The sequence below is a fragment of the Acetobacterium sp. K1/6 genome (assembly GCF_034438075.1).
In the GTDB taxonomy this organism is placed as follows: domain Bacteria; phylum Bacillota; class Clostridia; order Eubacteriales; family Eubacteriaceae; genus Acetobacterium; species Acetobacterium carbinolicum.
The window spans coordinates 84,388-96,832 of sequence record NZ_JAXQGA010000008.1 but is presented as its reverse complement, the minus strand read 5'-3'; the positions used below and the strand labels follow the sequence as shown (position 1 = coordinate 96,832).

The 12,445-nt window shown below is 44.2% G+C and carries 11 protein-coding genes; 6 read left to right on the top strand and 5 right to left on the bottom strand.

Going from position 1 to position 12,445, the window contains the following annotated elements:
- Positions 1-1,326 (top strand): patatin-like phospholipase family protein, encoded by a 1,326-nt coding sequence (locus tag U2P91_RS09025; RefSeq protein WP_111888051.1) that lies wholly within the window; start codon positions 1-3, stop codon positions 1,324-1,326.
- 23 nt (positions 1,327-1,349) lie between these two features.
- On the opposite strand, the gene U2P91_RS09020 is transcribed toward U2P91_RS09025, so the two are convergent.
- Positions 1,350-1,850 carry an SEC-C metal-binding domain-containing protein gene (locus tag U2P91_RS09020; RefSeq protein WP_111888052.1) on the bottom strand — a complete coding sequence of 167 codons (501 nt, stop codon included), beginning with the start codon at positions 1,848-1,850 and terminating at the stop codon, positions 1,350-1,352.
- 212 nt (positions 1,851-2,062) lie between these two features.
- Between U2P91_RS09020 and U2P91_RS09015 the strand changes: the two genes are divergently transcribed.
- The 4 genes from U2P91_RS09015 to U2P91_RS09000 all read left to right on the top strand — a co-directional run bounded on the left by U2P91_RS09015 (position 2,063) and on the right by U2P91_RS09000 (position 6,247).
- A complete protein-coding gene (locus U2P91_RS09015) occupies positions 2,063-3,115 on the top strand; it encodes a sensor histidine kinase (RefSeq protein ID WP_111888053.1) in 1,053 nt (350 codons plus the stop codon).
- Positions 3,116-3,334: 219 nt separating this feature from the next.
- Positions 3,335-4,279, top strand: a complete 945-nt coding sequence (locus U2P91_RS09010; RefSeq protein WP_111888054.1) for an efflux RND transporter periplasmic adaptor subunit — start codon at positions 3,335-3,337, stop codon at positions 4,277-4,279.
- A complete protein-coding gene (locus U2P91_RS09005; RefSeq protein ID WP_111888055.1) occupies positions 4,279-5,010 on the top strand; it encodes an ABC transporter ATP-binding protein in 732 nt (243 codons plus the stop codon). Before U2P91_RS09010 ends, U2P91_RS09005 begins: the two co-directional genes overlap by 1 nt.
- Entirely contained in the window at positions 4,997-6,247 is a 1,251-nt protein-coding gene (locus U2P91_RS09000; RefSeq protein ID WP_162624490.1) for an ABC transporter permease, read from the top strand. The genes U2P91_RS09005 and U2P91_RS09000 overlap by 14 nt, the downstream gene beginning before the upstream one ends.
- 302 nt (positions 6,248-6,549) lie before the next feature.
- On the opposite strand, the gene U2P91_RS08995 is transcribed toward U2P91_RS09000, so the two are convergent.
- The gene (locus U2P91_RS08995) at positions 6,550-7,893 is read right to left on the bottom strand and encodes a PucR family transcriptional regulator (protein WP_111888057.1); all 1,344 of its coding nucleotides are present in this window, start codon (positions 7,891-7,893) and stop codon (positions 6,550-6,552) included.
- 198 nt (positions 7,894-8,091) lie between these two features.
- Between U2P91_RS08995 and U2P91_RS08990 the strand changes: the two genes are divergently transcribed.
- Complete coding sequence (locus tag U2P91_RS08990) at positions 8,092-10,008, top strand: NAD(P)/FAD-dependent oxidoreductase (RefSeq protein ID WP_322519479.1); 1,917 nt, start codon at positions 8,092-8,094, stop codon at positions 10,006-10,008.
- 14 nt (positions 10,009-10,022) lie between these two features.
- Here U2P91_RS08990 and U2P91_RS08985 read toward each other — a convergent pair whose 3' ends face one another.
- The 3 genes from U2P91_RS08985 to U2P91_RS08975 all read right to left on the bottom strand — a co-directional run bounded on the left by U2P91_RS08985 (position 10,023) and on the right by U2P91_RS08975 (position 12,405).
- Positions 10,023-10,715, bottom strand: a complete 693-nt coding sequence (locus U2P91_RS08985) for a DNA alkylation repair protein (RefSeq protein ID WP_111888059.1) — start codon at positions 10,713-10,715, stop codon at positions 10,023-10,025.
- Between the two features lie 89 nt (positions 10,716-10,804).
- Positions 10,805-11,359 (bottom strand): bifunctional adenosylcobinamide kinase/adenosylcobinamide-phosphate guanylyltransferase, encoded by a 555-nt coding sequence (gene cobU / locus U2P91_RS08980; protein ID WP_111888060.1) that lies wholly within the window; start codon positions 11,357-11,359, stop codon positions 10,805-10,807.
- A gap of 2 nt (positions 11,360-11,361) precedes the next feature.
- Positions 11,362-12,405 carry a threonine-phosphate decarboxylase gene (locus U2P91_RS08975; RefSeq protein WP_322519478.1) on the bottom strand — a complete coding sequence of 348 codons (1,044 nt, stop codon included), beginning with the start codon at positions 12,403-12,405 and terminating at the stop codon, positions 11,362-11,364.
- Positions 12,406-12,445: the final 40 nt, after the last annotated feature.

Sequence of the window (12,445 nt, the reverse complement as noted above, 5' to 3'; positions counted from 1 at the left end):
ATGTCGCAACAACCGTATGGCCTGGTTCTTAGTGGTGGCGGTGCCAAGGGCGCCTTTGAAATGGGCGTCTGGAAGGCGCTCAGAGAATCTGATTACTCCCTGGGGGCTGTGATCGGAACCTCGGTCGGGGCGCTAAACGCCGCTATGATTGCCCAGGATGACTATGAAATTGCCATGGAATTCTGGTCCAATCTGACCATTAACCAGGTTCTTGATTTAAATAAAGAAATGACCAATACCTATGTGGATAAGTGGTCAAAGGAAAGTTTTGATGTGTTCAGAACCGGTTTTTTAGCCGCTCTTTTTTCAGACGGTTTGGATATTTCGCCGCTCCGACACAATCTTACCCGAATGATCTGTGAAGACACCATCCGCCGCTCAACGATCCGGTTCGGACTGGTAACAGTTGATATTACCAGCCTGAAGCCACGTCAGCTAATGATAGAGGACATTCCCAACGGTCAGTTGATTGACTATTTGCTGGCGAGTGCTGCCCTACCCATTTTTCAGAAGCTGGAAATTGATGGTAAAACCTATCTTGATGGGGGGTTTTTTGATAATGTCCCGATAAATTTTATGCTGGAACAGCATTTCAACCAGATTATTTCGGTGGAATTCCCTGCTCCGGGAATGCGTAAATGGGTACGGGATAAACAAGCAAAAATCATTACTGTTAATAACTCCGAATATCTTGGCGGCGTCCTCGACTTCGATTCCAGGCAAATCGAGCTGAATATCCAATTAGGTTATCTGGATGCCTTAAAGGTTTTTGGCCTAGTCGACGGCCGATACTTTTACCTGAACACAAAAAAAAGCAACACCTTTTTCAGGAAGTTCATCAATACCTTGGGTCAACCGCTATCAAACCAGAAACAGTTGCAAAAAATGCTGGCGCTGCTTTGCCTATCACCTGACGCCGGGAAAAACGATGTTTTAAGAACCCTGGAAAACTTGTTGCAGAAAACCTCGTTTAGAAACCAGCCCCTCAGCCTTGCGATGCTGGAAATCACCGGCAAAAGCGTGGGTGTCCCACGACTGGAAAACTATTCCATTGATTTTTTCATTCAGGCCATTCTTAAAGAACTAAACCGGCTTTTGGATGAAAACCTCAATCTGTTGGATAATCCTAAAATCATCGGAACCTTTTTTACCCCTGCCAACAGCAGTTTGCTACGTTACAATTTCATTACTTTTTATCTTGTCTTTTTGAGTATTCGGGGTGATCTCAGTCCGGAACGAATGTCAACCTTTTTAAGTAAATTTTCGCCGGACATTGCCCTCTCAATGATTACTGTTTTCTATATTCATGAAGTTATCAACCACTAAAAAAAGAGCTTTCGCTCTTTTTTTTATAGTCCACAACACTTTTTATATTTTTTCCCGGAGCCACAAGGGCAGGGATCGTTTCGACCAACCTTTACCTCATTGACCACGGTTTTTGATCGCTTGTATTCTTTTTCCAGCTCAACTCGCTGCTCCACCGTGAAAAAGTTATCCCATTCCGCCAAAGTATAAAGCCATTCTGCCGGAACTGCCAGCATATTTTTATAAAGTTTGGCAAAATCGATCTCCAGCTTGACTTCTGAATCCAAGTCAATGGTCTCAAGATCAATAGGGGCCGTTAGACTGTCGCTAATGCCATCGAGAAAACCCATGTATTGGGGCGGAACCATCTTGCTTTCTTTAATCAGGTCTTCTACCTTACCGGAAATGGTTGTAATTTTCTCGCCCAGAATCTTCTGATACAGAACCTTTTCCTCAGCACAATATTTTTCCCAAAAGGTATTTTGTTCTTCCTGGGTGCTACAATTCTCTTCGATGTAATTTTTCCACGCATCGTATAAACTCATTTGAATTTCTCCTCATAATAATATCATTTTATTATATCCCAAAACCACCGGGAATTAAACCATTTTCTGACAAACCCCTACAAATTACTTCAATCGGAACAGCGCCAGGCTGATTTTACTTAAGGCAGCTTTAATTTAAAGCTCTTGTTGATTATAATCGCATTCCAGTTTACAATGATTGTATAATAAAACATGCTGAAAGGAATAGTCAATTGAAAAACGATAAACCCGACCCGATCAAAATAAAAAACAGTAAGAATCGACCCGATGAGGAATTGGTCTCGGTCTTAATAAAATATTTGAGTTTGACTTTAGTTGTTGCACTTGTTTGGGGCTTTTATTTTAACCTCGCATTGTTACCCCGTTTGGGCTATCATCCGCTTTTTATCATTCTGTTTACACTTGTCCCCAATTTATTGGTTTTTATTATCATGTCCCATTTAATTCGCAAAAAATTAAGCTACCTTAAAACGTTGCAAAAAGGATCCGAACGGATCGCCGCTGAGAATTTTGAATCCTATATTCCACTTCAGGACCATAACGAACTCACTGATATTGCCAATAACGTGAATCTGATTCATGATTTATATGAGGCTAAAAACAAGGCTGAATCGCTTGCTAAGATGGAAAATCATCATATTATCACCTCTGTTTCAAACGAAATACATGCCCCCTTAACTGGTATCATCGGCTATCTTGAGCGGATTCAAAACCCTGATGAACGTGACTTTTCCAAAAAAGAAGCCTATCTTAAGATTGCTCTTAAAAAGGCGTATCAGGTCATCCGTTTTATTGACGATCTTTTTGAGCATGCCTTTACCGATAATGGCAAGGGCTACTACCAGTTCAAGGTCTATAACGGAAAACCCCTGATTCATCAACTTCTGAACACTTCCAGCCAGGCTTTAAAAGAAGCCGGATACGATGTTGTCGAGGAAAATTGCATCGAACGGGATTTCTCCCTGTGGGTTGATCTGGAACAGCTCCAACGCATTTTTGACTATCTGACTTCCAATATTATTAAGTATGCCGACCCCGACAAACCGGTCGATTTTGGCCTGATCCTTAATAAAAACGAACTCTGCATTATTTTGCGCAATAAAACCATAAATAATCCCGATGCTGCTGGCAAAAATGTCATTGAGAACGAAGGTTCCAGCCTGGACTCCTGCCGAAAAATAATCACCCGCCATCAGGGACGGATCGACTACTATCAACTCAACCAGCTGTTCAAGGTTGAACTGATTCTGCCGATTCATCAGTAACGATAAAACAATTGATGACCCCAATTCGGGGTCTTTTTTATTGTCAAAAATTCTTAAGAATTTGAGTAACCTGATCTTCATAATTAACGCTTATACTTAAACTATCCTATCAGTAAATACGCTGCCATCAAAAATTAGGAGAAACAATCAACAAAATTAAATAAAGTCGCAAGTATTTATTTTTTAATCTCGTACCAAAATGAGTTAAGAGGAGACGTTATGAAGAAAAAAGGAATTATTTTATGTGTTGTGATCGGGGTAGCCCTATTGGTCGGCGGAGGTGCCTATGTTTATGGCAATTCCCAACCCACCCCGGCGGTTGCTGTCAAAACCACCCCACTTTCAAAAGCAACCCTGCAAAACACCATTTCCGCCACTGGTGTCATTGAAAGCTATACCAAGGTCAAAGTCAGCGATACCAGCAATGATAAAATCGAAAAACTCTATGTTTCGGTTGGTCAATGGGTCGATAAAGATGATTGGTTATGTCAGCTCTACAACAAAGAAGGTGACAGTTACAGCTATGTCAAGGCCACAGCCAGTGGAACCATCACCGCCATGAACGCCGTTAAAGGGAACCCCGCCAATGGTGAGCTTTTTACCATTGAGGACACCAACGACCTTAAAGTGCGAGGCAAGATTAAAGAAGCTGATTTAAATCACATCCACAAAAATATGCCGGTGCTGGTAAAATCGGATGCTACTGGGGATACCGTTTTCCCCGGCAACCTGACTAAAATTGCGCCAACAGCAATTAAAACCGAAACCGCCACCAGTTCAACAGCAACAAAGGCTGAATTTGAAGTTGAAATTGACCTTCCATCCGATACCACCGGATTAAAAATCGGAATGACTACCCGCTTAAGCATAATCAGCGAAGAACGTCCCGATGTTTTCTGTGTTCCCTTTGAAGCTCTGGTGATGAATGATTCCGGTCAATCCTGCGTCTATGTTGCCAAAGAAAATCCTGTCGAACAAGGCTCTTTCACAGTCGAATCGATTCCCATCACCACGGGTCTGGAAACTGATTCTTTAATTGAAATCGCCGGTGATCTACTTAGCGATGGACTCGCCATTATTAGCCAGCCCCAAACGGTCCAGCCCGGTATGGCCGTTACTACGGTGCAGCCCGGTACGACAGTGACTGAAGAATTGACGGTGTAATGATGCGAAATAAAATTATTGAAATGCAGGGGATTGTCAAATCTTATTATCTGGGTACCCCCAATGAACTGGAAATTCTCCACGGTATTGATTTGGATGTTTATGAAGGTGAGTTTTTATCGATTGTCGGCGCTTCCGGTTCCGGTAAATCCACCTTGATGAATATTCTTGGAGCCTTGGACCGCCCCACCAAAGGGCACTATTATCTGGATCATCTGCCAATGGAAAATGTTCGCGACGATGGGCTTTCAAAAATCCGCAACAAGAAAATCGGCTTTGTTTTCCAGACCTTTAATCTCATTCCCCGTTCGACGGCTTTAAAAAACGTGGCTCTGCCGATGCTTTACGGTGGAGTGCCGCGGAGCGAACGATCACGACGGGCCTCTGAACTCCTTCAGCTGGTGGAAATGAGTGGTCGAGCCCATCATCGGCCCAATGAATTATCCGGCGGACAAAAACAGCGCGTGGCCATTGCCCGGGCGATGGCCAACGATCCGGCCATCATCCTCGCCGATGAACCGACCGGAGCCCTGGACACTCATACCGGTCGCCTGGTTATGGATATTTTTCACCGGCTCCATCAGGAACAGGGAAAAACGATTATTTTAATTACCCATAACGTCGAATTGGCCGAAGAAACAGAACGAACCATCCGACTTCGAGATGGTTCCATTGTCGATAACCGCAAGAATGATCAATATCAATTGGAGGGTTACTATGAATCTGTTTGAAAATATCCGGCTGGCCCTGGAGGGACTGCGGGCCAACAAGATGCGAGCTCTTTTAACAATGCTGGGAATTATCATCGGGATTTCCTCAGTTATGGCAATCTCCACGCTGGGTTCGGCGATGACTGGCTCCGTCACCAAAACGATGGATAAAATCGGCGGAAAAAATATTATGGTTTATGTAACCGCCAAAAACTATGAGGTGGCCTCCACCTTTCAAGAAGACGACTATGTGACCATGGACGAATTGGAAAACTTCAAAGCGGCCTATTCTGATGAGGTTAAAGCCATCAGTACCTCCAGTTCGCTGGGCGCTGGTGAGCTTAGCAAAGGCTATATTCACCGAAATGTCACCCTCACTGGGGTCAGCCCTGACTATAGCATGGTTAATAATGTCAAACTGGTTCAGGGGCGCTTTATCAGCCCCCGCGATGTGCAAGGCGACCGCCATGTCATCATTATTGATACAACCGTTCGCAATAGTCTGGTTGGTATTCATGGTGATGCCCTAGGGATGGAAATTCAGGTTGATACCCAAAATACCAATGAGACCTATACCGTCATTGGCGTTTATGAAAAACTGGTGATTGATAACCCGCTGTTTAATATGGGTGACGAAACTCGCATTGAGTGTTTTATTCCTATTTCAACCGCTATGGCTTTAAACAGCGAAACGGCCAATGTTTCCGGATACACCAATTTTACCATTATGGCAACCTCCGGGACCGACTCCGCAGCCTTTTCTCAAATCAGCAAAGACTATTTTATCAAAACCCTGGCAAAGTCATCTGATTTCACCATTCAGGCTGAAAGTCTGGAAGCCATGGCCAGTGAAGCGACGGGAATGCTTGGAACCTTATCTCTGGGGATCTCGGTTATTGCGGGTATTTCGCTGTTAGTCGGCGGGATTGGCGTCATGAACATTATGTTGGTGTCGGTCACCGAACGAACCAAGGAAATTGGCATCCGTAAGGCTTTGGGGGCGCGTAATTCAGCCATTCGCAGTCAGTTTATTATTGAAGCGATTATCATCTGCCTAATTGGCGGACTGATCGGCGTCGGGCTCGGCTCCGGCTTAGGGATACTGGGTAGCACACTAATGAAATTCCCGTCAACACCACCCTTTGGTCCGATGATTATTGCCCTGTGTTTCTCGATGGCCATCGGCGTCTTCTTTGGTTTTTATCCGGCCAATAAGGCCGCCAAGCTGGATCCGATTGATGCACTGCGGTATGAGTAAGGCTGTCTAAAAGCAAATTTATAAGTCTTCTCTCACATAAAAAAAGTCCGCAGCCATATGACACTGCGGACTTTTTTTTAGTCCCTAAAAGCGTCTTGCCAGTTAAACAGGCTAGACCATCGGATTCACTTAGTATCGGTAACCGCGGTCGCCAACTGGAGCCGATCGGCTGTTTTAGATAGGTCTCTTTGATCCACATCGATCCCTTTGACTTTCGCATTGTATGATTTAATAAATTGGTAGGCACCATCGCTTTAGATTATTCGGACTTAGTCTGATCGCTTTAAATGTTCATATATTGCTTAAGCCTTCAGTAATTTTTCATCGCCTAAATAAGCCAGCAATTTAAACGACATCATCAATGAGAATTTTATTTCACTATCTGTCAGTGACACTGCCATAATTTCTTCGATTTTTTTGATGCGATATTTCATTGAGTTTCGGTGAATTTTAAAATATCGGGCAGTCTTTGTCACATTGCCGTCATGCTGAAGATGAATACACAGATTATGACAATAATTTGTTTTGTATTGCTGATCATAACCCATCAAATCAGTTAATGCCGTATTGCAGAAGTCTTTTAAGCCGGTTTGACCAGCCACTATTTCAAATAAATGATAGCAGGCATATGCCTCATAATAATAAAGGGATTCCTCCGGATTCATCGCTATTCCTAATTCCAATGCTTTGACGGACTGGTTGTAGTGGCTTTTAAGCCCTGCCAAATCCTGAAAATAAGGGCTGACACCAGCTTTCATCTGATTACTGTTTAAAAATTCAATCAGCTTACTTTTGGCACCGTCAGAAACCGCTTCTTTTTTATCACTTGTCAACAATACAGTGATTTTATTCTGATAAAGAATTGATTTTTCAGTTCCTAAGATACGATTGATAATGCTTTTAACATAGCTTAACGACATTCCCTTTTCTGTTTTTAATTCTGAACTGACTGTAACCAGGCATAAATGCTCTTTTGCATACAGTCCCAGCTTTTTCCCCTGCTTTTGAATTATTTCTGCGCTAAAAATTCTTTCTTCAAGGATGCCGATCAGAAAATGCTCAACCTCACTATATAATTGACTGCTCTGAATGGGTTCCTTTTGCAGCTCACTGGCTACCACACTGCACAGCAATTCAAGTAGCCCAAAATCCATCGGTTCAAACGCTTTTTTGGCCTCAACCACGGCGATATGTCCAATATTCTTATCATTGATTGCAATTTTATGTGCCATCCAGCGGGTTGGCGAATAATCAAATTCTTCAATGCAGGGGCTCTCGCTGGAATAAAGCCGTTCAAACACACCACTGTCATTGAGTTTTTTGATCCGTTCATAAGCATCAAATTCTTCTTCCGGCGCGGTGGAAGGCCAGGATGGATCACCAACCTCGGCATTTTTATTAAAAGCCACCACATTGTAGCCCATATCGCTGACAAACATCGGATTTCCCAATACCTCATAAGCGATATCAATGATATGCTGCAGGCCTCCGCATGATAAAAGAGCCGTCATCAATTTTGCTTTTTTTCGTTCGAAACGCCGTTTTTGCATGCATAAGGTTCTGATCATGTGAGTCGTTTTCTGTTCATCTGGATGACTTTTCACCCGAATTCGATTTGAGTCTTTCGCGTTTTTCTTTTCTTTCATCGCTAACCTGCTTTTTAAAATTATAAATCGCTTCTTTTCGTTTATATTATATGTATTCAATACTTAAAATGCAAATCAATCTGTTGTCATTTTGCAAAAAAAATACTCACTATTTTTTGCTGAATTGACATTGTTTTAGCTCATATTCCTGATAGAATTAATCTAAGTAAACGATTTACAAAAGAAAGCAGGTTTGAAATGAATTCTAAATACGCAAAGATGTTCACCCCGATTAAAATTGGTAATATGCTTGTTAAAAATCGAATTGAAACCGCTCCAGCGGCGCCGCGGTTGGCTTCCCCGGAAGGACTGGTAACCCCGGAGCTGATCGAATGGACCCGGGCTCTGGCCAAAGGTGGTGCCGGGATTGTCACTGTTGGTATTTCGATGGTCACTCCGCCCTTTGGACACATGAACGGTTTCTGCGTGAACATCGGCGACAACAATGTGGTTCCCGGTTTAGCGGTTCTGGCCGACACGGTCCATCGTTATGGCGCCAAAGCCTCCATTGAACTGGCGGGATTTGCCATGGGTCATGATCTGCCCGAGGAAGGCAAATCGCCCATCGACATAATGTCCCAGGAAGAAATAAAAAACTGGATAACCTTATTTGCAAATGCCGCTGAGCGGGCCATGAAAGCGGGCATGGATATGGTCCTGATCCACGGTGGCCATGGTATTCTCGTCAGCAATTTTTTCTCGCCCCTGTTTAACCACCGCACCGATCAATATGGTGGCAGTATCGAAAACCGGGCCCGCTTTGCCTGTGAGTTATTCGATGCCATTCGCAGTAAGGTTGGCCATAAGCTGGCCATTGAATTTCGCCTGAGTGCCGCTGAACTGGTTCCCGGCGGCGTCGAATTGGACGAAACCATCGCTTTTATAAAAATTATTCAGGACAAAATCGATCTGGTTCACGTTTCCGCCGGGATGCTACTGGATGACGAAATGGTTCCGATCACCACCCAGCCTACCTATCTAAAACGTGGTTATAATGCCCACTATGCCGCCAGTATTAAAAAAGCGGCGGGAATTCATATTCCGATCACCACCGTTGGTTCCATTGATCTGGATCTGGCTGCCGAAATCATTGAAAACAACGAAGCCGACATGTGTGCGATGATCCGTACCGTTATTGCCGATCCCAGCAGCGTCAACAAAGCCCGCACCGGAAATGAAGCGAAAATCCGTCCCTGCATCCGCTGTGTACTGTGTCTGAATCGTACCCATGGTATGGAACCACTCCGAGTTGCCTGTGCCGTTAACCCCCAGGCTGGCCGGGAATGTGAATTAAAAGATATCAATAAACTGGCGGATCAAAAGAAAAAGGTGGTCATCATCGGAGGTGGTCCAGCTGGCATGGAAGCGGCCAGAACCGCCGGCGACCATGGCCATGAGGTCATTCTTTTTGAAAAAAGCGATTGTCTCGGGGGTACCCTGCGGCTGGCGGTTGCTCCGGATTTCAAGGCTGATCTTAAAAATTATCTGGCCTGGACGATCCGCATGACCAGCCAACACCCCAATGTTTCGCTGCGACTATCCACCGCGGCAACCCCTGAAAACATCATGGCCGAGTCCCCGGATGCCCTGATTATTGCCGTCGGTGCCGAAAGCAATATCCCCGCCATTCCCGGTTTAGATGGCAGCGATGTTGTTTGGGTCGGTGATGTCGAATCCGGATCGGTTGAAGTCGGTCATAATGTGGTCATCGCTGGCGGTGGCTTAACTGGATGTGAAACCGCTTTGGACCTGGCCCGGAAAGGTAAAAATGTCACGATTGTCGAAATGGTCAGCGAAAAGAAAATGCTTGACCCTTCACCAATTCCGATGACTGCTATGCTGCAGCTGCTTAAAAAAGAAAATGTGACCATCCTTGCGAGCCATCAACTGATTAAGGCTGTGGATCATGCCGTTCTAGTTGAAGGGAGCGATGGTCAAAAAGAAGTGGATTTTGATACCCTGATTCTTTCCCTGGGTGTTAAACCAAACCTGCTGGAAGTATCCAAATTTGCCAATCTTGTTGATACCGTTTTCTGCATCGGTGATTGCACCACCAGCCAGGGAACCCTCTACACTGCCACAACCGCCGGATATAATGCCGGTTTAGATATCTGAGTATTGATCGAAAATTATTTCTTATTCCGTTTCATACAGCGAATCCGTACCTTTATGTCAGGATTTACCTGCCGCGATTCAGTGATTTTCTGCAAGGCTTTATTGTAGGTAAAGTCATCCAGATCATTAGCTTTGAGATAAATCATGGTCATTTCCGGAAGAACCGTAAAACAGCTGGTAATCGCCCAGGCAACGGCCATCTTTACATAGTAGTTGTCGCAGTCAATGGCATTAAAGTTTAGAAACATCGGCTCCAGATAGCGGTCTTCGACAAAATAGGTAATAAACATCACCACCCCGAAACGGATCTCGTAAACTTCTTTTGACTTGAGGTATGGTTGTAAGAAAAGCCATACCTCCTCTTTATGCTTTTTTGTGAATTTCAGACCCGTGCAGAAGCTGTCGCAGATTGACCAGTTGTCAATCTTTGGGATGAAGTCTTTTATTAGCATCAGCCGTTCTGGCAATTCCACATCCGCATACCCGATCACCATTCCCTGTAGCAGGGTTTCCTCAAAGCTGTCAACCTGAGCTGTTTCCAAATAGCTTCGCCAGTCTGCTTTGGCAATTCTTTTGCCGATCTTCCTAAGTGCTGGCAAGCGCACCCCCAGAATATTATTGGTTCCCGGCGTCAAGCCGCTGGAAAATTTACGGTATTTCTCATCGACCAAGCCTAACAGCTCCGCTCGTAAAAATTTTTGATCCATCTTTATTAACCCCCTGTTATTTCAGATAAAACAAAAGCCCTTTTTAGCTGCAACCGTAATTGCCGCCAAAAATGGGCTTTTGCTGTTTTTTATTTTAATTTCAACGGTAAGCCAGCAACCAGTAGATAGGCTTCATCAGCCCGTCCGGCCACCAGTTGATTCATCCGGCCGGCAATATCACGGAAATAACTACCCAGCTTGTAGGCCGGCACCAGACCCAAACCCACCTCATTCGAGACTACAATCAGGGTTTTATCCTGACAAACATCCAGTAGTTTTTCCACTTCAATCTTAATAGCACCTTCGATTTCGCCCACCTTTTCCATCGCGCAAGTGTCATAATCAACCGGAAAATCTAACATATTATTGGTAGTCATCACGGTCAGACAGTCAAAAAGAACAATCTCGGCTTGCAAAAAAACGGGATTGTCGGTCATTGTCTGAAAATCCTTATATTGTTCGATGGTTCCCCAATGATCTGGCCGCTGCGCCTGATGTTTGGCAATGCGGTCCTTCATGCCATCATCAAAGGCGATCGCAGTGGCAATATAAGCGACCGGTTTGCCCGATTCCCGGGCTAAATTTTCGGCATAAGTACTTTTACCGCTACGGGCACCGCCGGTTATAAATATTAACTGACCCATAATTAATTCCTCCAGTTTTTAAGAAAAGTCAAAAGCTTTGTATTATCTGCTTCTTTTTTTATCGCAATCCGAAAATATGATTTGTCTAAACCGATAAAATCTTCGCAGGTTCTAAGCGACATACCCTCTTTTTCCAGGGCCATCTGCAGCTCCGCCGCAGTTCCCGTAAACAGTCGACAGAGATGAAAATCGGTATCGCTTTTATAAACCTTCAGTGTTTTGATTTGACTTAAAGCTTCAAATACCCGCTGAGCTTCTCCCTTTATATAAGTTTTAGTCTTTGCGGCATAGTCTTTTTCATCATAAACAGCCGTGGCTGCAATCAGCCCCAGGGCATTAATGGTCCAGGGTTCTTTAAAGTGCTCCATTTTTTTAATCATTGGGGCAACACCGACCCCATAACCAATCCGAAGTCCCGGCAGAGCATAGAACTTCGTCAACGATTTTAAAATAAAGACCGACGGTTTCGCTTCTTTAACCAATAACAGGCTGCCACTTTCTTCAGAAAAATCCATGAAGGATTCATCCAGAAACCAATTAATTTCCGGAGCCGAATGCTCTAACATTTCTCTGATAAAACCATTGCTATGAACCCGACCGGTGGGGTTATTGGGATTGCATAAAAAAACCGCCTGGGGCTTTTCGTTTTTAATGACCGCCGCTAATGCTTCCGGGTTGATGATAAAACCATCTTGCTCTGTTACGACATGATGAACCACCTCCCAGCCATAAAGCTTTAAGGCCCGTTCATATTCATTAAAGGTTGGCTGAACAATCAGCGCCTTTCCCGGCCCCATGCTTCTGGCAAAAAGGTAGATCAGCTCAATCGCACCGTTACCGAGAATGATATTTTCCGGTAGCACCGCCAGATCATTGGCAATCTTCTCGATCGCCGAAACGCCAGAGATCTCCGGGTATTTCACTAACTCGTCAATCCCGGCAATCAACTTTTCCCGGATTCCCTTGGGAATTCCCAAGGGATTAATATTAACACTAAAATCCAGCATTTCTTTGTTTTCGCCCTGATATCCGCCGTGTTTATTCATGTCGACTCTCCAATTATTAACATTCTCTTATTTAAATTTT

Bases quoted from the DNA above. Each gene is read 5' to 3' on its own strand.
- U2P91_RS09025 (WP_111888051.1), top strand. From the start codon at position 1: ATGTCGCAACAACCGTATGGCCTGGTTCTTAGTGGTGGCGGTGCCAAG.
- U2P91_RS09020 (WP_111888052.1), bottom strand. From the start codon at position 1,850: ATGAGTTTATACGATGCGTGGAAAAATTACATCGAAGAGAATTGTAGC.
- U2P91_RS09010 (WP_111888054.1), top strand. From the start codon at position 3,335: ATGAAGAAAAAAGGAATTATTTTATGTGTTGTGATCGGGGTAGCCCTA.
- U2P91_RS09005 (WP_111888055.1), top strand. From the start codon at position 4,279: ATGATGCGAAATAAAATTATTGAAATGCAGGGGATTGTCAAATCTTAT.
- U2P91_RS09000 (WP_162624490.1), top strand. From the start codon at position 4,997: ATGAATCTGTTTGAAAATATCCGGCTGGCCCTGGAGGGACTGCGGGCC.
- U2P91_RS08995 (WP_111888057.1), bottom strand. From the start codon at position 7,893: ATGAAAGAAAAGAAAAACGCGAAAGACTCAAATCGAATTCGGGTGAAA.
- U2P91_RS08990 (WP_322519479.1), top strand. From the start codon at position 8,092: ATGAATTCTAAATACGCAAAGATGTTCACCCCGATTAAAATTGGTAAT.
- U2P91_RS08985 (WP_111888059.1), bottom strand. From the start codon at position 10,715: ATGGATCAAAAATTTTTACGAGCGGAGCTGTTAGGCTTGGTCGATGAG.
- cobU (WP_111888060.1), bottom strand. From the start codon at position 11,359: ATGGGTCAGTTAATATTTATAACCGGCGGTGCCCGTAGCGGTAAAAGT.
- U2P91_RS08975 (WP_322519478.1), bottom strand. From the start codon at position 12,405: ATGAATAAACACGGCGGATATCAGGGCGAAAACAAAGAAATGCTGGAT.